The sequence below is a fragment of the Rhizobium sp. CRRU65 genome (assembly GCF_048551595.1).
GTDB classification, from domain to species: domain Bacteria; phylum Pseudomonadota; class Alphaproteobacteria; order Rhizobiales; family Rhizobiaceae; genus Rhizobium; species Rhizobium leguminosarum_J.
Map to the genome: position 1 here is coordinate 61,643 of NZ_JBLYZH010000018.1, position 20,978 is coordinate 82,620.

Sequence of the window (20,978 nt, forward strand, 5' to 3'; positions counted from 1 at the left end):
GTCAGCGTGGAGACAATCTTGGGACTTCGGGAAGATAAGAAGGATCGCACACGAGCCCAGTTGCTCGAGGCCGCGTTGGATCTGATCCACAAGCGTGGATTCGAGGAAACGACGGTCGCCGACATCGCGGCCGCCGTCAGCGTGTCGCCCCGTACCCTGCTTCGCTATTTCCCGACAAAGGAGGATGTGATCGTCAGCTGGGTGCAGGATGGTATGACGATCGTCCGTGCGGAACTGACGGAGCGGCTCGCCTCGGAGCCGCCGGTTGTCGCCCTTCTCGCTGCTGCGCGGGCGATGCTTTTGGCGTTCGATGAAAAGTCGCGTTTCTTTCTCGCCATCGAGACGGCGATCCGCTCCAACAGGAGCATTTCTGCGCGAAAAGAACAGATGATCGCCGAACTGATCGACGAAGTCGCCCATATTCTCGCCTCGCCGGACAGGCGGTCTCCGCTCCCTGATGTTGTCGCCTATACGGTGGCGGGAACGGCTTTCGCGCTCATTCGGGCATCGATAAACAGTTGGGTGGATGGCGGAGCGGCAATGTCACTCGCCGATCTCTTCGATCGCGCCGCCGGTATCGTCCATTTCGAGCAAAATGTCACTTAGTGTCATTTGTCGTTGACAGACATAATTTCCCATGCAATTTCACGATGCGTTGCTGAGCAACGTCATTGCAAACAGCCTCGCCCTGCGAGCGCGCCTGCTTGGGAGATAGAATGTCCACAGATCAAAAAATCGCGCTCGTCACCGGCGCGACCCGCGGCCTTGGTTTTGAAACGGCTCGACAGCTCGGCCGGGAAGGCGTCTTCGTCCTTCTCGGCGCACGCGATCTTGCCGCAGGCCAAGCAAAGGCCGAAACATTGCGTGCAGAGGGATTGGCGATCGAAGCGATCGAGATCGACCTCAATCGCCCTGAGACGATCGACGCTGCCGCATCATCGATCGGCGAGCGGTTCGGCAGGCTCGACATCCTGATCAACAATGCGGGAATCCTGCTGCTCGACACCGACGATTTCCCCAGTATGGCCTCCATCGAAACCCTGCGCGAATCCTATGAGGTCAATTTCATCGGAATGGTGATCGTGACCCAGAAACTGTTGCCGCTGATCCGCAAGGCGGTGAGTGGGCGCATCGTCAACCTTTCCAGCAGCGTGGGTTCGCTTTGGTGGACGGGCGATGCAAACAATCCGTCCCCCGACGTCAAATGGCTTGGCTATGCCGCCTCCAAGGCGGCGGTCAACATGCTGACCGTGCAGCTTGCCCTTGAGCTGAAAGATACGCCGATCAAGGTCAACGCGGTCTGCCCCGGCTATGTCATGACCGAATTGAACAGAGGCGGCGGCTACATCACGATCGAAGACGGCGTTCGGGCCCCGGTCAAATATGCTTTGCTTGACGATGCCGGACCGACCGGCCAGTTTTTCAACACCAATGGCCCGATCAACTGGTGACGGCCCGCGGCCGGGCGCGTGCCGACCCGGCCTGCGCAGGACCGTTCAGCGACACGGGGGATGTTGCGTCCCGAGGACGCGGCATCCGCCTTTTCGCCGCGATAGCGAATTCGCACCGCATCCCCTTTCAAGGACTATGAGACATGAAACCAACGACGGATGACATCGTCGAGATCAACCAAATCCTCTCGCTCTGGGCGCTCCTCGTCGACAACCACGCCTGGGGCAGGTTCGGTGACGTCTTTACCGAGGATGCACATTTCGACGCGAGCGTTTCGGGTTTGCGCCGGTCACGGGCATTGCAGCGATCTGCCATATGGCCAGCCAGGACGGCCATGCGAAGGCCCATCACACGACGAATGTGTACGTTCAGGAAGGCGCAGGCGACGAAATCGCAGCCGTCTCGAAGGGCCTTGGTCTGTTGCCGAGCGGCGCAGTGGCGAGCGTGACCTATACCGACCGGCTACGGCGGACGCCGGCGGGCTGGCGTTTGGCGCGCCGCACTCTCGCGCTGCAAGCGCCATCACATTGAGGTCACGCCCTATGTCTCTCGTCAACCTGTCCCCAGCAAACGTCATTGCCTGGCTGCTTGCAGCCTTCTTCCTCCTCGGCGCCTATGGCAACACCTTCGTCAGCCCCGAAATTGCCACGGACTACGCCCGGTGGGGTTATCCGGAAAACTTTCACTATCTGACCGCCATCTGCGAATTCACGACCGCGGTCATGCTCATCTTCAAACCACTGCGCCTCTACGGTTCACTGCTCGGGAGTGCGGTGATGCTCGCCGCCGCGGGTACGGTTCTGTTCCATGGCGAATATGCTCATGCCATTCCGCCCCTCGTGGTGCTGGGTCTTTGCGGGCTCGTCGCTGTTCTGACGATGAGGCGAGCAGGATGATGCCCGCATCCGGCAGCAGGGGCCGCCCGAGAGCGAGCCGATCACACAAGTGAAAAGGGCGACCGAACGGCCGCCCCTTCATCCATCAGGAGTGAACGCTCAGAGCTGTTCCAGCATCGCGGCAGCGCCCGAGACGGTTGCCTGGCCGGGGCTTTCCTCGACGTTGAGGGCTTTCACCACGCCGTCCTCCACCAGCATCGAATAACGCTTGGAGCGAAGGCCGAGGCCGCCGGCGGAGAGGTCGGCGTCGAGGCCGACGGCCTTGGTGAAACCGGCATCCCAATCGGCGAGGAAGTGGATCTTGCCCATGCCGCCGGATGATTGCGCCCAGGCGCCCATCACGTGCCAGTCGTTGACGGCGACGACGGCGATGTCGTCGACGCCCTTGCCGAGGATGGTGTCGCGGTTTTCGAGATAACCCGGCAGGTGGTTCAGCGAACAGGTGGGCGTGAAGGCGCCCGGCACGGCAAAGAGCACGACGCGCTTGCCGGCGAAGAGCTGATCGGTGGTGATTTCGACCGGGCCGTCAGCCGTCTTTTCCTTGAAGGTGGCGGCAGGAAGCTTGTCGCCGATCGCGATGGTCATGGTTTTCTCCTTGGTTCCGGCTTTGGGGTTCAGGCTTTGGGGGTTCTGCCTGGCGGCGGGCGCCGCAGCGGATCTGCGGCGACTATAGGAGCCCATCATTGAAAGGCAAGACCGGTCATTCGAAGGCAAGCGTCGTCTCCATCGCCCTTTCGCCGTCGATGACCAGCACGCTCCATTGCTTGCCTGCCATATCGTAATCCTTCGGCAGCTTGCCGATTGATATATCGACCTTGAAGGCGGCGCCGTCGCGCTTGCCGCCGATCTGCTTGGTGAAGGCATAACCGCTCGGGCCGGTGACGATGATATCGGGCGCGGCCTTCCCCTCACCCGGCCCCCCGCTCGGCAAGACGAGTGTCAACGACAGCGACTTCCTGTCGGGCGACATCGCATGCGCCGTCACGTCGAAATCCGGCGATGGCGGCTTCGGCAGCCTCGCATCGGCGGCCTGAAGGATCCCCTCCTCTTGCGGGTGCGACTGGATGGCGGGGCCAAGCTTCAGCTGCAAATTCGCCTGGAAGGGAATGCAGATATCCTTGCAGATGCCGATGAAGGCGGCAGCATCGATCGTAACCGGGCCTTTGCCGGCCGCCGTCAGCGACAGCGGCAGCGTCACCGGCGCGTCATAGGCGATATCCTCGATCGCGCCGTTGAAAAAATGCTTCGGAACGGGATAGGCGATGGCATCGAGCGTGACGCCGCTTTCCGCCGCGACAGTGATTTGGGGCGGAATGCCATTGCCGCCGGGTTCTTTCCAATAGGTGATCCAGCCGGGCTTCGGCTCGATCTGAAGGGCGGCGCGGATTTTGCCGGCGGCATCGGGGGCGAGCGCCACGAGGCGCATGCGGCCGCCCTCGTTGTCCGCCCAGGCGCTCATTTCCGCATGGGCGGAATAAAACGGGAGAAGGGCTGCGACCGCTGACACAACCACGATCAAAAGCCTGCGCGGGCCTGAGGAAATAACCATCATGGAACAAAGGTTTACCGAATGTGCCGCTTGGCCGCCAGAAGTCGCGGCGATTTAAATCTTCATTTTCAGTTGATTGATGTGTGACATTGGCCCATGTTTCTCTTGTCGAGGCCTTGGTGCGGTCTAGCAGCAGGAGGAACGATGTCCTTATTGACGCTGAAGAACAGACGGGAACGTGGCTTCTTCGATGGCCAGTTCCTCATCGCCATGCCGGGCATGGAAGACCGCAATTTTGCGCGCACGGTCATCTACATCTGCGCGCATTCGGATGCCGGCGCCATGGGCTTCGTCATCAACCGGCCACAAAGCCTCACCTTCACCGATGTGCTGCTGCATCTCGACATGATCAAGCAGGAAGATTCGATCGTGCTGCCGAAGCGGGCGCGCGACTTCCCGATCCAGACCGGCGGCCCGGTGGAAAGCGGCCGCGGCTTCGTGCTGCATTCGGACGATTATGCCAGCGACTCCTCGATCCCCGTCAGCGACGACATCTGCCTGACGGCGACGCTCGATATCGTGCGCGCCATCTCCAAGGGCGATGGGCCGACGCGGGCAACGATGCTGCTCGGCTATTCCTCCTGGGCGGCCGGGCAGCTCGAAAGCGAAGTCGTCAACAATGGCTGGCTCACCTGCCCGGCCAATGAGGAATTGATCTTCGACCGCAGTCTCGACGACAAATACGAGCGGGCGCTCGCCGGCATGGGCGTGACCGCTGCGATGCTTTCGGCCGAAGCCGGCCACGCTTAAGAGACTGGCCTGACGATCGCTGACCTGACGGCAGCGGGAACGAATAGCCGCGAGTGACGTTTCATTTCGGCAAGCATGGACAAGAAGCCCATGCCGACCAAGGAGACATCACATATGGGTAGCACCAGCGACAAGATTTCCGGTAAGGCAAACGAAATTGCCGGCAAGACCAAGCAGGCCGTCGGCAAGGCCGCGGACGATCGCGAAATGCAGGCCAAGGGCGCTGTCCAGGAAGCAAAGGGCAAGGGACAGGTCGCAACCGGCAAGGTCAAGGACAAGCTCAAGGGCGCCGTTGACCGGCTCTGAGCGACAGCACTAAGACGCCCAAAGGACGCTGTGCTTCCGATTTAAGGAATGCGCAGTAGACGCTCATCCTTTATCACCATGCCTGTTGCGCCCCTCGCGCGGCAGGCATTTTTAGTCTGCCACCCTCATGCTCTGCAGAGATTGACCCAATGAAGCTTTTTGCCTGCGACAACTGCGATCAGGTCGTCCACTTCGACAACCGTCGATGCGTGCGTTGCAACCATCGCCTCGGCTTCCTGCCCGGCGATCTCGCCATGCATGCGCTGGAACCGCGCGACGAGACGCTCTGGCAGCTCGTTTCCAATCCCGACCGCGACGTTCGCTTCTGCGCCAATGCCAGTCTCGATATCTGCAACTGGCTGGTGGACGGCGACGGCGAGAGTGAATTCTGCGTTGCCTGCCGCCACAACCGGCTGGTTCCGAACACCGACACCCAGGACGGCATCGATCGCTGGCGGCGCATCAGCCAGGCCCAGCGTCATCTGTTTTATTCGCTGCTGCGCTGGAAGCTGCCGCATCCGGATCGGGCGCAAGACCCGCAAGGCGGCCTGGTCTTCGATTTCCTCGAGGATTCGATAGAGAGCAACGGCTATGTCGTGCCGGCTATGACCGGCCATGAGGAAGGCCTGATCACCATTCGCGCCGCAGAGGCCGACGATGCGACGCGCGAACAGGCGCGCAACTCGATGAACGAACCCTATCGTACGCTGCTCGGCCATTTCCGCCACGAGGCCGGCCATTTCATCTGGAACAAGCTGGTGCGCGATCGGGGCGGCCTTGCCGATTTCCGCAGGGTCTTCGGCGACGAACGGCAGGATTATGCGACAGCCCTGCAGACCCACTATGCCGGCGGCGCGCCCTTGGGATGGCAGGACGATTTCATCAGCGCCTATGCGGCATCACACCCCTGGGAGGATTTCGCCGAATGCTTCGCGCATTACCTCCATATCGTCGATACGCTCGAAACGGCGCGCGCCTTCGGCATCGCCATCGATCCGCGCGGCCATGAGGAAATATCAGGCGAGGTGGATTTCATCCCCTACAGGGCAAGAAGCGCCGAACAGTTGGTCAGCGCCTGGGTGCCGCTCAGCATCGCGATCAACGCCATCCAGCGCAGCATGGGCCAGCCCGACTCCTACCCCTTCGTGCTGTCCACGCCGGTCGTGGCAAAACTCGAATATCTGCACCGGCTGATCCAGGGCGCGGCGACGGCGCCGCAGCAGCGGGCGGCGTGAGCTACTGGAAAGCCGTCGCATCGCTGCCGTGAGGCGCCGCAATATCCCACCGTCGGGTGAGTGCCCGCCTGACGGAAGCCGACCCGCTATCCCGCTGCACCAGCGGGAAATTTGGGTTGGAACCGATCCTCACCCTCCGTCATCCCAGGCCCTGTGGAGCTAATTCTTATTCAACCCAGCCAGTTCCTCACCTGTTCCATCGTCCGGCGTTCCTGGTCCGCTTCCAAGGAGAACGGCGGCTCGATCGTAGCACGCGGCGCCAGGGAGCTGATCACTTCAAGGCTGTTTCCAAGGCCGTAACCGCCATGAGTGATGAAGGGGCGGATGATCTTGCCCGAAAGATCATGAGACCGCAGAAATGAGCGGATAACAGGCGGTGCCGTTGTTCCCCAAATCGGGAAGCCCAGGAAAATCTCCCGATACTGATCGAGGTTGGCAACCAGTTGAACCAAGGGCGGGAGAAAGCCTTGCTCGGTTTCCCGGCGAGCCTGGGCAACAGTTTCCTCATAGTCTTCCGGATAGGGCTCGGCCGGCTGAACTTCAATCAGCGCGGCCTGCCGTGCCCGGCGGACCTGCAGGGCAATGACCCGTGTGTTGCCTGTCCGGGTAAAATACGCGACCAGCGTGTTCGCGGACGGAGTTTGCTGAGCCCCAGCGCCTGCGGAGGTCATGGCCAGCCCGATCGCCGCCAGGGGCAGCGATGTGAGAAAGTGCCGGCGTGCGCTCGATTTCTGCATGCGCTTTTTCCTCGCAGCTTGTCGGTCAATTATCGGCCTGGCGACCTTGGCTATAGTCCTCGGCAGCGACTTTCTCCATCCAGGTCACGCTGTTACCGTCGAGTGCTTCCGATACCGCAAAATGCACCATCGCTTGATCAGCCGACGCACCGTGCCAGTGTTTTACCATCGGGGGGATCCAGACGATGTCACCCGGTTCCATGACCTGGACCGTGCCGCCTTCCTTCTGGACCCAACCTCGGCCGGAAACGACAAACAGCGTCTGACCGAGCGGGTGCGAATGCCAGGCCGTATGGGCGCCGGGTTCGAAGGCAACCGTGGCACCGCCAATGCGGGCAGCGCCATCACCCTTGTAAGCGGCCGATACCTGGACCTTGCCGGTGAAACGCTCGGCTGGACCGCTTACCGGTTGGCTGCCGCGTTTGACCACCTTGATATCTGCTTCTGCCGGATTGCTCGCGGCGGAAGCTTGACGGCTGGCGAAGACGGTTTTGAGAACCGGCACTGCCGACATGGCGCGAGGCCAACCGGCATAGAACCCGGCGTGGGTAATAGCTTCAGCTGCCTCTTGCCGGCTGAGACCGTTATCCATGGCGCGGTTGAGATGGAAGGCCAGTTGGTCAGACTGCCCCATCGCCACCAGAGCGGCCACCGTAACCAGGCTGCGATCGCGGGCCGACAGATCCGGGCGCTGCCACAGATCGCCGAACAATGCCCGGTTTGTCAGGTCGGCAAGCGCCGGCGCGGTAGGCGCCACCTCGGCGTCGACGGACGCGCTGCGGGCGGCTTCCGTTGTGGCATCGAACTGAACGCGTGTGTCATCGCTGTCCGCCACGGGCGCGATCTTCAGCTCGTCAAAAACCTTCTTGATCTCCGTCACAGCCGATATCGCATTGGGCCAGCCGGAATAAAATGCGAGATGCGTGACGACCTCGCCGACTTCCCTCGGCTCGATACCATTTTCGAGGGCGCGCTTTACATGGTTGGCAAGGACGTGCCCCTTGCCGGTTGAGATCAGTACCGAAATGGTGACCAGGCTGCGGTCGCGCGGGCTCAGATCGCCGCGCTTCCAAAACTCGCCGAACAGAACGTCATCCGTGAAATGGCCAAGGCCAGGGGCGACCTGATAGACGGCCGGCGGAGCGACGCGGGGGTTCTGCTGCGCTTCGGCGCCTGCGGCTGCGAATGCCGAGATGGCAAGGCTTGCGGCGACGGTTTTCATGGTGATCTCCTTGTTGACTGTCCGCTCCGACATAGGATCGGAGGACACGCCGGATTAGGCATCGGATTCCGAAAGGGGCTATATCCGCCATTCATGAAAGGGGTGGCCTCCAGGACGCCGCTCCGCTGGGCAGTTGGTCCGCGGGCCCTTGTTCCTGGCGGATCTAGACCGCCGGCTGTCGAGGAGAATTTACTCCTGGCTGATTACTCCGACTAGATGCTAGGATCCGAATGGACTTATATTGAGGATTCATGAATGAAGCGCGATGAACTGGGTGACCTGGCGGCCTTCCTGACGGTCGCTGAAGAACGAAGCTTCACACGTGCGGCGGCGCTGCTGGGGACCTCGCAATCGTCCCTCAGCCATACAGTGCGCCGACTGGAAGATCGCATGGGCCTCCGGCTCCTGACGCGGACGACCCGCACCGTTGTTCCAACCGAGGCCGGAGAGCAGCTGGCCGAAACGCTGCGACCTGCGTTCAATGATATCCGCAGCCGGCTGGATGCACTTGGGGCCATGCGTCATGCGCCGGGAGGCACGATACGCATCACGTCGATCCGGCATGCCGCAGAAACGATCCTCATGCCTGCCGTAAAGGGATTGATGCAGTCCTACCCGGATATCAACATCGAGATCTCTGTCGACAGTCGGCTGATCGATCTTGTGAACGAGCGCTTTGACGCCGGGGTCCGGCTTGGGGAGCATATCGAAAAGGATATGATCGCGCTCAAGATCGGACCGGAAATGCGCATGCTGGTCGTTGCCTCGCCGGATTATTTCGCACGGCATCCGAAACCGGCCACGCCGCATGACCTGACGCAGCACCGCTGCATCAATCTCAGGCTTGCAACTGTTGGCGGCTTGTATGCCTGGGAGTTCGAAAAGGACGGCAAGCCGCTGAATGTTCGTGTCGAAGGTCAGTTCATCTGCAACGACGTCCCGATGATCGTCGATGCGGCGCTCGGCGGTTTTGGTCTGGCATGCCTGCCAGACGAATACCTGCTGCCGCTGATCCGTGAAGGAAAACTGGTGCCCGTGCTGGAGGACTGGTCACCGCCATTTCCCGGATATCACCTTTACTATCCGAGCAGACGGCTTGCTTCCCCCGCATTCTCGCTTCTGGTGAATGCATTGCGTTATCGCAGTTAATTTCGCGCTCAATGTCGCCGAGACGCACAAAGGCAAATGCGCATGACTTAAAACGAAACCGCCTTGCCCTTCTTGAAAGGCTCCATGCCCTTGCGGGCGAGTTCGTCGGCGCGTTCGTTTTCCGGGTGGCCGGCGTGGCCCTTGACCCAGTGCAGCGTCACCTTGTGGCGGTCACGGGCCGCCTCCAGCGCCTGCCAGAGTTCGGCATTCTTCACCGGCTTCTTGTCAGCGGTCTTCCAGCCGTTTTTCTTCCAGCCGAAAATCCACTTGGAAATGCCGTCCTTGACATAGGCGCTGTCGGTATAGAGATCGACCTCGCAAGGGCTCTTCAAGGCCGACAGCGCCGAGATCGCCGCCAGCAGTTCCATGCGATTGTTGGTCGTATCCGCCTCGCCGCCGCAAAGCTCCTTTTCGACATCGCCATAACGCAGCACCGCGCCCCAGCCGCCGGGGCCGGGATTGCCGGAGCATGCGCCGTCAGTGAAGATATCGACGTGTTTCATAGGCTCAATCCGTATTCGGCGGGCGATTTGATCTGGCGGTGGAAGCGCAGCTTGCGGAGATATTCGAGCGGATCCTTTTTGGTGACCATGGCGCCCTCCGGCGTCGTCAGCCAGTCATAGAGCCGGGTCAGGAAGAAGCGCAGCGCAGACCCGCGCGACAGCACCGGCAGGGCTGCGATTTCGGCATCGCTCAGCGGCCGGACGCTCTGATAACCCTCGAGCATCGCCGTGCCCTTGGTGATGTTGTAGGCGCCGTCCTTCTCGAAGCACCAGGCATTCAGGCAGATCGAGACGTCATAGGCGAGCAGGTCGTTGCAGGCGAAATAGAAATCGATCAGGCCGGAGAGCTGGTCGCCGAGAAAGAAGACGTTGTCGGGGAAGAGGTCGGCGTGGATGACGCCGGCCGGCAGGCCACTCGGCCAGGCGGCGGAGAGGAAATCGAGTTCGCTGCGGATCTCGGTCTGCAGGCCGGACTCAACCTCGCCGGCGCGCGCTTCGGATTTTTCCCACAGCCCCCGCCAGCCGTCGATCGACAGCGCATTCGCCCGCTTCAACTCGAAACCATCGCCGGCCACATGCATCTCGGCCAGCGCCTTGCCGACTTCGCGGCAGTGTTTTGCCTCCGGCTTTCTCAGCCACATGCCTTCGAGGAAGGAGATCAGCGCCGCCGGACGGCCGGACAGTGAGCCGAGCAGCGCGCCATCGCGGCGCGGCAGCGGCAGCGGGCAGGACAGGCCGCGGGCGGAAAGATGCTGCATGAAACCGAGGAAGAAAGGCAGGTCGCTCTTTTCCACCCGCTTCTCATAGAGCGTCAGGATCAGCGGATCCTTGGAGGTGTGAAGCAGGAAGTTGGAGTTTTCGACGCCTTCGGCAATGCCCTTGTAGGAGAGCAGCGTGCCCGCGTCATATTCCGTCAGGAACCATTTCAGATCGTCTTCGGCGATATCGGTATAGACTGCCAAGTGAGGTCTCGCCTTCATGCCTGTTGATATTGGATTTGCCGGAGTGGACGCCAGGCCGAAAGGCCGATCTAACCGTTGACGAAGGCCATGTCGGCTGCCGTCAGCTCGATATTGCGCAGTTCGCGGTTGACGAGGAAATTTTCGGTTTCCTGCACCGTTTCGGCCAGTTCGACGCGGGCGTCGAAGCGGGCGCGGAAAGCCTCGATGATCTCGTTGACGATGACCTCGGGTGCCGAGGCGCCGGCCGAGAGGCCGAGCGTCGAAATCGCGCCGATCTCGTCCCAGTCGAGCTCGGCGGCGCGCTGCACGAGGATGGATTTCTTCGCCCCTGCCCTGAGCGCCACTTCGACGAGGCGCTTGGAGTTGGAGGAGTTCGGCGCGCCGACGATGATGAAAAGATCGCAGCCGGGCGCTGCCTGCTTCACCACTTCCTGGCGGTTGGTCGTCGCATAACAGATCGAATCCGCTGCCGGCGCCGTCAGGTTCGGGAAGCGCTCGTGCAGGCGGGTGATGACGCCGGCCGTATCGTCGACCGACAGCGTCGTCTGGGTGACATAGCCGAGATTGTCGGGATCGACGGGGACATAGGCGTCGGCATCCTCGATCGTCTCGATCAGCGAGACCGATCCCTCCGGCAGCTGACCCATCGTGCCGATCACCTCGGGATGGCCGGCATGGCCGATGAGGACGACATGGCGGCCGAGGCGATTGTGGCGCATCGCCTGCTTGTGGACCTTGGAGACCAGCGGGCAGGTGGCGTCGAGATAGAAGAGGTTGCGGCTTGCCGCATCCTCGGGCACGGATTTCGGCACGCCGTGGGCGGAAAAGACCACCGGCTGGGCGCGATGTTCGGCCGGGATCTCGTCCAGCTCCTCGACGAAGACGGCGCCCTTGGCTTCCAGCCCTTCGACGACATAGCGATTGTGGACGATCTCGTGGCGCACATAGACCGGCGCACCATAGGATTTCAGCGCCAGCACGACGATCTGGATGGCGCGGTCGACGCCGGCGCAGAAGCCGCGCGGGCCGCAGAGCCTAATCGTCAAAGGAGGTTTCGCCGCAATATTCATGTCTGTTCCGTCAAATTCCTCATTCCTGTGCTCGTCACAGGAATCCAGCCACGGCGCGTCGGCGCCGTGAATGACTGTCAACATCCAAGTCCACCTACCGCGCCCAAGGACTTGAGCGCACTGGATTCCTGTGACGAGCACAGGAATGAGGGAGAACTCGGCAACGTCCAGCTTCAACAGCAACGTCCCGCGTGGGGCTAAGGGACCTCTAGCCCAATATGGTCGAGAATTGAAGTGATACTATTGCTGAGGTGCCTTGGCACCCTTGCGAAACCAGGAGATCGCCACCACGACAACGAGCACGGCGGCCAGCCCGTACCAGGTGAAAGCATATTGCAGATGGTCGTTCGGCAGATCCACCTGGGTGACGCCGCCGATCGGCAGGCCGGCCGGATTGGGGGTGGAATCGGCATCGACGAAGAAGGGAATGACGATCGCTTTCTCCAGCCCGACGCTCTCGGCCATGACGTCGAGATCCTTCCAGTAGAAGATGTTCTTGGCGACGTCGTTGTCAGGCACCACCCAGGAAGGCTTGCCGGGAAGCTTTTCGCGCGCCAGGCCGGTGACGGTCTGCTGATCCGTCAGCTGGCCCTGCATGCGCATTTCCGGCTCCTTGTTGTCGAAGGGAACGAAGCCGCGATTGACGAAGAGAATGCGCCCGTCGGCAAGCTCCAGCGGGGTATAGATGTAATAGCCGGTCTGGCCGCGCCAGGTGGCGAAGAAGTGCCGCTCCTTGTTGTTGATGTAGCGGCCGGTGGCGGTCACCTTGCGGTATTCGATATCGCCGCCTGCAGCCGCCATCGCCTCGATATCGGCAAGCGGCACGGGGCTTGCTGCCTGGCGCGCGGCGATATCGGCGATCAGGCCCTCTTTCCAGTGCAGGCGCTCCACCTGCCAGGTGCCGAGCGAAATCAGGATGGCAAGAGCGATCAGCACCAGGATGCCGGTGAAAACCGGTAGCCGGCGGCGCGGCGCGGCATGGTCGATATCAGTCACTCAGGCGTCCTTCGCGGGCATTATGGCGGTATTGCATGGCGATCAGGATGCCCTTGAACCAGCGCAGCGTCAGCAGCGACAGGATAATCGTCAACGGAGCGAAGAGCAGGATATGCACCCAGATCGGCGGTCCGTAATTCACCTGCAGCCACAGCACCATGCCGATGACGATGAAGCCGACGATGAGGATGACGAAGACGGCCGGGCCGTCACCGGAATCGGCAAAGGAATAATCGAGGCCGCAGGCGGCGCAGCGCGGCTTTACGCCGAGCAGGCCATCGAAGAGTTTGCCCTGGCCGCAGCGCGGGCAGCAGCCCTTGATGCCTGTTTTCACCGGATCGACGGGCGGAAAATGGGCGCTGTCCTCGTTCATTCCATTCCTTCTGGCAGCCTTGGCGGCCGCGGCTTTTTCGATGCTGCCTTAACTCTCCCATAAATTATTCGCAGGACGAAGGGAAATGCCTGCGTGATTTCGTCCCGCTGATAGTTCCTCACATCGGAATCGATGTGAGGAACTATCAGCAATTCAAAGTGTTACAGCGTCCTTGCCGCGTCTGAAAAGTCGCGCGGCGCTGTAATGATTCGCGCCAAACAGAAGAAGAAGACTGATGACCAATGATAGCCATTCCGTGCAGATCATTATCCTCAACGGCGCGCCGCGGAGCGGCAAATCAAGCATCGCGCGCGCGGTACAGGAACACTTCGAGGGGCCGTGGATCAACCTCGGCGTCGACAGCTACAATGCCATGACACCGAAGCGCTACCTTCCGGGCATCGGACTGCGGCCGGGCGGCGAACGGCCGGACCTGGAGGAACTGGTGCCGTTCTTTTATGCGGCACTCTACGAATCGATCGCCATCCATGCCAGCCTGGGGCTCAATGTCATCGCCGATCTCGGCCACCATGACAGCTATTCGCAGCCGCTCGGCATCCTCGGCGGTTGCGCCCGGCGACTGGAAGACTTTCCCGTGCTATTCGTCGGCGTGCGCTGTCCGATCGAGACGATCATGCAGCGGCGCGACATTGTCCAGGAGGGGCGCGAGACGCTTTATCTCACCGCCACGGAGGACGTGCCCGTTCCTGAACCGGTGCAACGCTGGCAGGACGAGGTGCATCGGCCCGGCATCTACGACATGGAGGTCGATACCTCAGTGCTGACACCGCTCGAATGCGCCGAGGCGATCCGCCACCAGCTGGATCTCGGCATTCCCCAGCCTTCGGCGTTCGAACGGATTGCCGGCGCGCGCTGAGGCGATGAAAAGCGGGAGCCCTTACCTCGGCCGAAGAGGTTGCCGATGGCAGCCCCTCATCCGCCTGCCGGCACCTTCTCCCCGCTCGCGGGGCGAAGGAAATATGCTGCAACCTCTCGATTCCCTCTTCTCCCCAGCGGGGAGAAGGTGCCCGTAGGGCGGATGAGGGGGCCGGCGAAGCCGGTCTTTCCAACAACATTCATGCGCGATTCGACCGCGCTCGCGTCGGCATGGCGGGATAGTTGAGATGAGAGGGCCTGCCGCGTGGCCCCCTCATCCGACCCTTCGGGCCACCTTTGCCTGGGTTGAGCCACCGGTCTCAACCCGTCCTTCGGACCCCCGCTGGGGAGAACAGGACACATGCCGCAGCCTCTCCGTTCCTCGCCCGCTCTCGCATGGCACGTCCCTCGTCTCCGGAAAGGTGCGGGCTGTCGCGGATCCCACCAACAAAAAAGGCGGGCACCAGGCCCGCCTTTTCTCAAGTTTCGTTCCGATCATCCGGCTGCGACGGGTGCGCCCCAGCCGCCCCAGACGTAGATGCAGAAGAACAGGAAGAGCCAGACGACGTCGACGAAGTGCCAGTACCAGGCGGCCGCCTCGAAGCCGAAATGCTGTTTCGGGGTGAAGTCGCCGCGCAGCGCACGGATCAGGCAGACAGCCAGGAAGATCGTGCCGACGAGGACGTGGAAACCGTGGAAGCCGGTCGCCATGAAGAAGGTCGCGCCGTAGATCGAATTCTTGAAGGCGAAGGGCGCGTGGGCATATTCATAGGCCTGGACGCTGGAGAAGAAAATACCGAGCAGCACCGTCAGCGTCAGGCCCTGGATCAAGCCCTTGCGGTCGTTGTGCAGCAGCGCATGGTGCGCCCAGGTGACCGTCGTGCCCGACAGGAGCAGGATGACGGTGTTGTAGATCGGCAGATGCCAGGGATCGAGGACTTCGATGCCCTTCGGCGGCCAAGTGCCGCCGGTATAGAGCAGGCGCGAGGCCTGGATCGCTTCGTTCGGATAGAGGCTGGCGTCGAAATAGGCCCAGAACCAGGCGACGAAGAACATCACTTCCGAAGCGATGAACATGATCATGCCGTAGCGCAGGTGCAGCGAGACGACGCGGGTGTGGGCGCCCTCATGGGCTTCCTTCACCGTATCGGCCCACCAGCCGTACATGACGTAGAGCACCAGCGCGAAGCCGATGTAGAAGAGCCAGGGATTGGCGAGCTCCGCGCCGGCGACCTTGAACGAGCCGCCGTTGAGATAACGCATGTAGCAGACGCCGCCGATTGCCATGATGAAGGCGCCGAGCGAGGCGAGAATCGGCCAAGGGCTCGGATCGATGATGTGATAGTCGTGATTCTTCTGGTGAGCATCGGCCATGTCGTTATCCCCGGATGTCTTCCTTCACTCCGCTCCCGGCATAGCCGGAAACGAGCCTTGATCAAAGTTTCTTTTCAATCTTTTCCGCTCCACCCTCATTCGAAGCCACCGGCTTCGGACCCTCTTTCGGGTAGAACGTATATGACAGCGTGACCGTGTGGATATCCCTGGATTCCACGGCCTTGACGATTTCGGGATCGATGTAGAACACGACAGGCATGTCGAGCTTCTCGCCCGGCTTCAGGTCCGTTTCCGTAAAGCAGAAACATTGTACCTTGTTGAAATAGACGCCGGCTTCACCCGGCGTGACGTTGAAAACCGCCTGGCCGCGCTGGGTCTCGTTCGAACGATTCTCGGCGGTGAAATTGACCTGGATGGTCTCGCCGATCTTCGGATTGACCTCGCGCTGGACCGGCTTGAAGTCCCATTGCAGCCCGGGGGCGACATTGGCGTCGAAGGTGACGCGCATCGTGCGGTCGAGCACGACGCTCGACACCTGGTCGACGCGCTGCGTCGTGCCGTTATAGCCGGTCACCTGGCAGAAGATGCGGTAGAGCGGCACGGCGGCATAGCTCATCGCGCCCATGCCGAAGACGAAGCTCAGGCACATCATGACGACGGCGCCGTTGTTGCGGACCTGCTTCTTCGGTGCGGCGGGGTTATCGCTCATCCGGCCGTTCCCCCGCCGATCTTCACGATTGCCATCACGTAGAAGAGAACGACGAGGCCGGCAAGCACCAGCCCGAGGGCGACGTTGCGGTTGCGGCGCGACTTGAGCTGCTTTTCCGTGAGCTTGACCAATTCCATCAGAACCAACCTCCCGCATGCGAGACCAGCAGCGAGGCCAGCCGGTCGATCATCAAGGCGGAGAACACGGCGAAGAGATAAAAGATCGAGAAGCCGAAAAGCTTCTTCGCCGGGATCATCTTCAAATCGCCGTCGGGCATGCGCCAGACGGCGATGGAACAGTATATGAAGATCGCACCGAGGGCGGCGGCGACGAGGCCATAACCGAAGCTGGCGAAACCGAGGAAGGACGGCAATACCGCGCAGACGGCGGTCAGCACCGCATAGGCGACGATCTGATGCTTGGTCACCCGTTCGCCGGCAACGTTCGGCAGCATCGGCACGCCGACGGCCTCGTAGTCGCGCATCTTGAAGAGGGCGAGCGCCCAGAAATGCGCCGGCGTCCACAGGAAGATGATGAGGAAGAGAACGGTGCTCTCGATCGTCACGCTGTTGGTCACGCAGGCCCAGCCGATCATCGGCGGGAAGGCGCCGGCAGCACCGCCGATGACGATGTTCTGCGGCGTCGAGCGCTTCAGCCACATGGTGTAGACGACGGCATAGAAGAAGATGGTGAAGGCGAGGATGCCGGCCGAGAGCCAGTTGACCGCCAGGCCGAGAATCACCACCGAGAAGCCTGAAAGCACCAGGCCGAAGGCGAGTGCCTCGGAGGGTGCGATGCGGCCGGCCGGGATCGGACGGTTGGCGGTGCGGCTCATGATGGCGTCGATATCGGCGTCATACCACATGTTCAGCGCGCCGGAGGCGCCGGCGCCGACGGCGATACAGAGGATGGCGATCAGGCCGAGGACCGGATGGATGTGGCCCGGCGCCAGCACGAGACCGGCAAAGGCAGTGAAGACCACGAGCGACATCACTCGTGGCTTCAGCAATTCGAAATAATCGCGCGCACTCGCTTCCGACAATTCGCCGTCCTTTGCAAGCACCTCGTGATTGTCGATGACAGTCATCATTCCGTCCTGAATGTCTTACCATCAGGACGCCATATCGAAAGCGGCGTCCTGATGTCCGCGCAAATTACTTGATGCGCGGAAGCTGTTCCCACTGGTGATAGGGCGGCGGCGAAGGCAGCTGCCATTCGAGCGTCGTTGCACCCTCACCCCACGGATTGTCGCCGGCCACACGCTTCTTGGCGAAGGCTTCGAAGACGCCGTAGAGGAAGATCAGCACACCGAAGGCCGAGATGTAGGAGCCGATCGAGGAAACGTAGTTCCAGCCGGCAAAGGCATCCGGATAATCGATGTAGCGGCGCGGCATGCCGGCGAGACCGAGGAAGTGCTGCGGGAAAAACACCAGGTTGACGCCAATGAACATGATCCAGAAATGCAGCTTGCCGACCAGCTCGTTGTACATGTAGCCGGTCATCTTCGGGAACCAGTAGTACCAGCCGGCGAAGATCGCAAAGACGGCGCCGAGCGACAGAACGTAGTGGAAGTGGGCCACGACGTAATAGGTGTCATGCAGCGAGCGGTCGAGACCGGCATTGGCGAGCTGGACGCCGGTGACGCCGCCGACCGTGAACAGGAAGATGAAGCCGATCGCCCAGAGCATCGGCGTGCGGAACGAGATCGAGCCGCCCCACATCGTCGCGATCCAGGAGAAGATCTTCACACCCGTCGGAACGGCGATGACCATCGTCGCGAAAACGAAGTAGCGCTGTGCGTCGAGCGACAGGCCGACCGTGTACATGTGGTGAGCCCAGACGACGAAGCCGACCGCGCCGATCGCGACCATGGCGTAGGCCATGCCGAGATAGCCGAAGATCGGCTTCTTCGAGAAGGTCGAGATGATGTGGCTGACCATGCCGAAGCCCGGCAGGATGAGGATGTAGACCTCGGGGTGACCGAAGAACCAGAACAGATGCTGGTAAAGAATCGGGTCGCCGCCGCCTTCCGGCGAGAAGAAGGATGTGCCGAAGTTACGGTCGGTGAGCAGCATGGTGATGCCGCCTGCCAGAACCGGCAGCGACAGCAAGAGCAGGAAGGCGGTGATCAGCACGGACCAGGCAAACAGCGGCATCTTGTGCAGCGTCATGCCGGGAGCGCGCATGTTGAGGATCGTGGTGATGAAGTTGATCGCACCGAGGATCGACGAGGCGCCGGCAATGTGCAGCGCGAAGATCGCAAGGTCGACCGCCGGTCCCGGCGTGCCGGTTGTCGCCAGCGGCGGATACATCGTCCAACCACCGCCCGTACCATAAGCGCCTGCCGGGCCTTCGACGAACATCGACAGCAGCAGCAGCGCGAAGGCGGGAACGATCAGCCAGAAGGAGATGTTGTTGAGGCGTGGGAAAGCCATGTCGGGCGCGCCGATCATGATCGGCACCATCCAGTTGGCGAAACCGCCGATCATCGCCGGCATGACCATGAAGAAGATCATGATCAGCGCGTGCGCGGTCGTGAACATGTTGAACATCTGCTTGGCGCCGTCGATCGCAGCGTCACCCTCATAGCCGTAGACCATCGAGGCCAGGCCGTGGAAGATCTGGATGCCAGGCTCCTGCAGCTCCATGCGCATGGCAACCGACAGCGCGCCGCCGATGATGCCCGCAATGATCGCGAAGATCAGGTAGAGCGTGCCGATGTCCTTGTGGTTGGTCGAGAACAGCCAGCGATTGGCAAAGCTCGGCTTGTGCCCGTGATCATGGTGATCGTCATGCGCGTGGTCATGATGGGCGGCGTGATCATGAGAATGATCGTCGTGAGCGGAAGGTCCAGCCATTGTCCCGATCCCCTTAATTACTGTGCTTCGGCGACGTTGACGGTCTTTGCGGGACCATCGGTTGCGGCCATGAGTGTCTTGTAGGCGCCGGGCAGGTCGCTGGCGGCTGCGGTCAGCCACTGCTTGTACTTGTCCTCGGAGACGACGCGGATGGCGATCGGCATGAACGCATGGTCCTTGCCGCAGAGCTCGGAACACTGGCCGTAGAACAGGCCTTCGCGTTCGGCCCTGAACCAGGTCTCGTTCAGGCGGCCCGGCACGGCATCGATCTTGACGCCGAAGGAAGGCATGGCGAAGGCATGGATGACGTCGGTCGGCGCGGAAGTCACGAGAACGCGGACCGTCTTGTTGACCGGCAGGACCAGTTCGTTATCGACGGCGAGAAGACGCGGATAGACCGACTTGTCTTCCTTGCCGGCGGCGGCGCGGTCCTGATCCTTCAGCAGGTAGGAATCGAAAGCCAGCGGGTTTTCGCCCGAACCTTCATATTCGTAGTTCCACTGCCACTGGGTGGCGGTCGCCTTGATCGTCACGTCGGGGTTTTCGGGCAGCGTCAGCTGCGCCGTCAGCAGGTTGAATGAAGGAATGGCGAGAAGAAGAAGCACCAGGACCGGCCCCACGGTCCAGGCAATCTCGATCAGCGTATTGTGGCTCGTCTTCGAGGGAACCGGGTTCGCGCTGGCGCGGAACTTGAAACAGACGACGATGAGCAGGGCCAGAACGAACAGCGTGATCGGAACGATAAACCACAGGGTATATTGTTCGAACCAGTGGATTTCCCGCATGATCGGCGTTGCCGCCGGCTGCAGCGTCGCCTGCCACGGCATGGGCTGGTCGGCATATGTGCCGGAAGCAAAAAGCAGACAGACCAGCGTGGTCAGGGCTGCATAAGCCTTCTTCATCACCTTATTATCTCCCTCGAGCGCTTGACCTGCAAAATAGAACGCAGAATCCTTGCCATCTTCAGCGCTTCAAACCACAGTTTGGCATTTGCCGCAACAGGTCAGAGCAATTGTCTATGCGGCATTTTTGCTCAAAGCATAGGCAGGTCAGAACGGCAAAACATCCCAAGTTTTTCATCAGCATATGAAAAATCGGCTTTCCGGCCAATCCGCGCGCGACACATTATTTCGCAAAGGTCCAATTTCCGCCGCAGTCCCCCGGTTTTGACGGGGTGGGGCTTTTCATTTTTGGTGGGCAGCTTCAACAATAGCCGCAATGATTCGATATCCAGAGGTTTCCATGGGTTTCCGTTCCCTCGCGCAGTCGCTTCTCGTGACTGCCAGCATCGCGGCCGCAGCGACAACGCCCGTTTTCGCACAGCAACCCGCCCCGTCGCAGACCAGGCCGCCCGCTTCCACGCCGGCGCCGACCCTTGCTCCGGCGCCGCAGCAGCCGAGTGCCGCCAAGCCGAATGTCGAACAGGTGACGCCCGGCCAGACGCAGCCGCCGGCGCCCGGCACGGTAAAGTCCAATCACGGCGCATGGTCTGTCGTCTGCGACAAACCGGCAGGCGCTTCGACCGAACAATGCGCGCTGATGCAAAACGTCATCGCCGAGGATCGGCCGGAGGTCGGGCTTTCCGTCGTCGTGCTGAAAACAGCCGACCGCAAGTCGAAGATTCTCCGCGTGCTGGCACCACTTGGCGTGCTGCTCCCGAACGGCCTCGGGCTCAATGTCGACGGCAAGGATATCGGCCGCGCCTATTTCGTCCGCTGCTTTGCCGACGGCTGCTACGCCGAGGTCGTGCTCGAGGATGAGTTGCTGAAGACCTTCCGCAGCGGCGCGCAGGCAACCTTCATCGTCTTCCAGACCCCGGAAGAAGGCATCGGCATCCCCGTCGACCTCAAGGGCTTCGCCGAAGGTTTTGACGCTCTGCCGTGAGGTCAATTGGCAGCTTCCGTGGGTCCGCCCCTCATTCGCCTGCCGGCACCTTCTCCCCGTAAACGGGGCGAAGGGGGCATATCGCGACCTCTCCGTTCCCCGCCCATCTCTCGCAG

25 protein-coding genes and 1 pseudogene are annotated in these 20,978 nt (G+C 61.4%); 11 read left to right on the forward strand and 15 right to left on the reverse strand.

Going from position 1 to position 20,978, the window contains the following annotated elements; all coding sequences use genetic code 11:
• Nucleotides 1-18: 18 nt before the first annotated feature.
• The 5 genes and pseudogenes from ACM5SV_RS29430 (at nucleotide 19) to ACM5SV_RS29450 (ending at nucleotide 2,348) form a co-directional block, all read left to right on the forward strand.
• Nucleotides 19-606 carry a TetR/AcrR family transcriptional regulator gene (locus tag ACM5SV_RS29430; protein WP_222015571.1) on the forward strand — a complete coding sequence of 196 codons (588 nt, stop codon included), beginning with the start codon at nucleotides 19-21 and terminating at the stop codon, nucleotides 604-606.
• A gap of 110 nt (nucleotides 607-716) precedes the next feature.
• A complete protein-coding gene (locus tag ACM5SV_RS29435) occupies nucleotides 717-1,451 on the forward strand; it encodes an SDR family oxidoreductase (protein ID WP_017993175.1) in 735 nt (244 codons plus the stop codon).
• A gap of 143 nt (nucleotides 1,452-1,594) precedes the next feature.
• A pseudogene (locus ACM5SV_RS29440) lies at nucleotides 1,595-1,666 on the forward strand (nuclear transport factor 2 family protein); the annotation flags it as partial.
• Nucleotides 1,667-1,767: 101 nt separating this feature from the next.
• On the forward strand, nucleotides 1,768-1,983 hold the full coding sequence (locus ACM5SV_RS29445; protein WP_313903248.1) for a hypothetical protein: 216 nt from the start codon (nucleotides 1,768-1,770) through the stop codon (nucleotides 1,981-1,983).
• A gap of 11 nt (nucleotides 1,984-1,994) precedes the next feature.
• Nucleotides 1,995-2,348 (forward strand): DoxX family protein, encoded by a 354-nt coding sequence (locus tag ACM5SV_RS29450; RefSeq protein ID WP_222015573.1) that lies wholly within the window; start codon nucleotides 1,995-1,997, stop codon nucleotides 2,346-2,348.
• Nucleotides 2,349-2,447: 99 nt separating this feature from the next.
• On the opposite strand, the gene ACM5SV_RS29455 is transcribed toward ACM5SV_RS29450, so the two are convergent.
• The gene (locus ACM5SV_RS29455; protein WP_011650769.1) at nucleotides 2,448-2,933 is read right to left on the reverse strand and encodes a peroxiredoxin; all 486 of its coding nucleotides are present in this window, start codon (nucleotides 2,931-2,933) and stop codon (nucleotides 2,448-2,450) included.
• 115 nt (nucleotides 2,934-3,048) lie between these two features.
• Nucleotides 3,049-3,900, reverse strand: coding sequence for a protein-disulfide reductase DsbD domain-containing protein (locus ACM5SV_RS29460; protein WP_222015575.1), 852 nt, complete (start codon nucleotides 3,898-3,900; stop codon nucleotides 3,049-3,051).
• A gap of 141 nt (nucleotides 3,901-4,041) precedes the next feature.
• On the opposite strand from ACM5SV_RS29460, the gene ACM5SV_RS29465 reads away from it, so the two are divergent.
• From ACM5SV_RS29465 to ACM5SV_RS29475, 3 genes are all read left to right on the forward strand, one after another.
• Nucleotides 4,042-4,647, forward strand: coding sequence for a YqgE/AlgH family protein (locus ACM5SV_RS29465; RefSeq protein ID WP_012756333.1), 606 nt, complete (start codon nucleotides 4,042-4,044; stop codon nucleotides 4,645-4,647).
• 114 nt (nucleotides 4,648-4,761) lie between these two features.
• Nucleotides 4,762-4,953, forward strand: a complete 192-nt coding sequence (locus ACM5SV_RS29470) for a CsbD family protein (protein WP_003584739.1) — start codon at nucleotides 4,762-4,764, stop codon at nucleotides 4,951-4,953.
• A gap of 149 nt (nucleotides 4,954-5,102) precedes the next feature.
• Nucleotides 5,103-6,188, forward strand: coding sequence for a zinc-binding metallopeptidase family protein (locus ACM5SV_RS29475; protein ID WP_222015577.1), 1,086 nt, complete (start codon nucleotides 5,103-5,105; stop codon nucleotides 6,186-6,188).
• Nucleotides 6,189-6,358: 170 nt separating this feature from the next.
• Here ACM5SV_RS29475 and ACM5SV_RS29480 read toward each other — a convergent pair whose 3' ends face one another.
• Nucleotides 6,359-6,925 carry a flavodoxin gene (locus tag ACM5SV_RS29480; RefSeq protein WP_222015579.1) on the reverse strand — a complete coding sequence of 189 codons (567 nt, stop codon included), beginning with the start codon at nucleotides 6,923-6,925 and terminating at the stop codon, nucleotides 6,359-6,361.
• Nucleotides 6,926-6,950: 25 nt separating this feature from the next.
• Nucleotides 6,951-8,147, reverse strand: coding sequence for a carboxymuconolactone decarboxylase family protein (locus ACM5SV_RS29485; protein ID WP_222015581.1), 1,197 nt, complete (start codon nucleotides 8,145-8,147; stop codon nucleotides 6,951-6,953).
• A 255-nt stretch (nucleotides 8,148-8,402) separates the two neighbouring features.
• On the opposite strand from ACM5SV_RS29485, the gene ACM5SV_RS29490 reads away from it, so the two are divergent.
• Nucleotides 8,403-9,296 (forward strand): LysR family transcriptional regulator, encoded by an 894-nt coding sequence (locus tag ACM5SV_RS29490; protein WP_222015584.1) that lies wholly within the window; start codon nucleotides 8,403-8,405, stop codon nucleotides 9,294-9,296.
• 47 nt (nucleotides 9,297-9,343) lie between these two features.
• On the opposite strand, the gene rnhA is transcribed toward ACM5SV_RS29490, so the two are convergent.
• From rnhA to ACM5SV_RS29515, 5 genes are all read right to left on the reverse strand, one after another.
• Nucleotides 9,344-9,799, reverse strand: coding sequence for a ribonuclease HI (gene rnhA / locus ACM5SV_RS29495; RefSeq protein ID WP_011650766.1), 456 nt, complete (start codon nucleotides 9,797-9,799; stop codon nucleotides 9,344-9,346).
• The gene (locus tag ACM5SV_RS29500; RefSeq protein WP_128440075.1) at nucleotides 9,796-10,761 is read right to left on the reverse strand and encodes a homoserine kinase; all 966 of its coding nucleotides are present in this window, start codon (nucleotides 10,759-10,761) and stop codon (nucleotides 9,796-9,798) included. Before ACM5SV_RS29500 ends, rnhA begins: the two co-directional genes overlap by 4 nt.
• 68 nt (nucleotides 10,762-10,829) lie before the next feature.
• The gene (ispH, locus tag ACM5SV_RS29505) at nucleotides 10,830-11,831 is read right to left on the reverse strand and encodes a 4-hydroxy-3-methylbut-2-enyl diphosphate reductase (RefSeq protein WP_011650764.1); all 1,002 of its coding nucleotides are present in this window, start codon (nucleotides 11,829-11,831) and stop codon (nucleotides 10,830-10,832) included.
• 240 nt (nucleotides 11,832-12,071) lie between these two features.
• Nucleotides 12,072-12,827, reverse strand: coding sequence for an SURF1 family protein (locus tag ACM5SV_RS29510; RefSeq protein WP_017993170.1), 756 nt, complete (start codon nucleotides 12,825-12,827; stop codon nucleotides 12,072-12,074).
• Nucleotides 12,820-13,200, reverse strand: coding sequence for a DUF983 domain-containing protein (locus tag ACM5SV_RS29515; RefSeq protein ID WP_003545995.1), 381 nt, complete (start codon nucleotides 13,198-13,200; stop codon nucleotides 12,820-12,822). The genes ACM5SV_RS29510 and ACM5SV_RS29515 overlap by 8 nt, the downstream gene beginning before the upstream one ends.
• Nucleotides 13,201-13,435: 235 nt before the next feature.
• On the opposite strand from ACM5SV_RS29515, the gene ACM5SV_RS29520 reads away from it, so the two are divergent.
• Nucleotides 13,436-14,077, forward strand: a complete 642-nt coding sequence (locus ACM5SV_RS29520) for a chloramphenicol phosphotransferase CPT family protein (RefSeq protein WP_222015586.1) — start codon at nucleotides 13,436-13,438, stop codon at nucleotides 14,075-14,077.
• Nucleotides 14,078-14,571: 494 nt separating this feature from the next.
• Here the strand turns inward: ACM5SV_RS29520 and ACM5SV_RS29525 are convergent, their stop codons facing one another.
• From ACM5SV_RS29525 to coxB, 6 genes are all read right to left on the reverse strand, one after another.
• The gene (locus tag ACM5SV_RS29525) at nucleotides 14,572-15,450 is read right to left on the reverse strand and encodes a cytochrome c oxidase subunit 3 (protein ID WP_012756324.1); all 879 of its coding nucleotides are present in this window, start codon (nucleotides 15,448-15,450) and stop codon (nucleotides 14,572-14,574) included.
• A 61-nt stretch (nucleotides 15,451-15,511) separates the two neighbouring features.
• Nucleotides 15,512-16,120: a cytochrome c oxidase assembly protein gene (locus ACM5SV_RS29530; RefSeq protein WP_012756323.1), complete on the reverse strand. Its 609-nt coding sequence runs from the start codon at nucleotides 16,118-16,120 to the stop codon at nucleotides 15,512-15,514.
• Nucleotides 16,117-16,257 carry a hypothetical protein gene (locus ACM5SV_RS29535; RefSeq protein ID WP_012756322.1) on the reverse strand — a complete coding sequence of 47 codons (141 nt, stop codon included), beginning with the start codon at nucleotides 16,255-16,257 and terminating at the stop codon, nucleotides 16,117-16,119. The genes ACM5SV_RS29530 and ACM5SV_RS29535 overlap by 4 nt, the downstream gene beginning before the upstream one ends.
• Complete coding sequence (locus ACM5SV_RS29540; RefSeq protein ID WP_012756321.1) at nucleotides 16,257-17,207, reverse strand: heme o synthase; 951 nt, start codon at nucleotides 17,205-17,207, stop codon at nucleotides 16,257-16,259. The genes ACM5SV_RS29535 and ACM5SV_RS29540 overlap by 1 nt, the downstream gene beginning before the upstream one ends.
• A 67-nt stretch (nucleotides 17,208-17,274) precedes the next feature.
• Nucleotides 17,275-18,978 (reverse strand): cytochrome c oxidase subunit I, encoded by a 1,704-nt coding sequence (gene ctaD, locus ACM5SV_RS29545; protein WP_012756320.1) that lies wholly within the window; start codon nucleotides 18,976-18,978, stop codon nucleotides 17,275-17,277.
• A gap of 17 nt (nucleotides 18,979-18,995) precedes the next feature.
• Entirely contained in the window at nucleotides 18,996-19,880 is an 885-nt protein-coding gene (gene coxB, locus ACM5SV_RS29550; protein WP_012756319.1) for a cytochrome c oxidase subunit II, read from the reverse strand.
• 316 nt (nucleotides 19,881-20,196) lie between these two features.
• On the opposite strand from coxB, the gene ACM5SV_RS29555 reads away from it, so the two are divergent.
• Complete coding sequence (locus ACM5SV_RS29555; protein WP_222015588.1) at nucleotides 20,197-20,862, forward strand: invasion associated locus B family protein; 666 nt, start codon at nucleotides 20,197-20,199, stop codon at nucleotides 20,860-20,862.
• The last annotated feature ends 116 nt before the right edge of the window (nucleotides 20,863-20,978 follow it).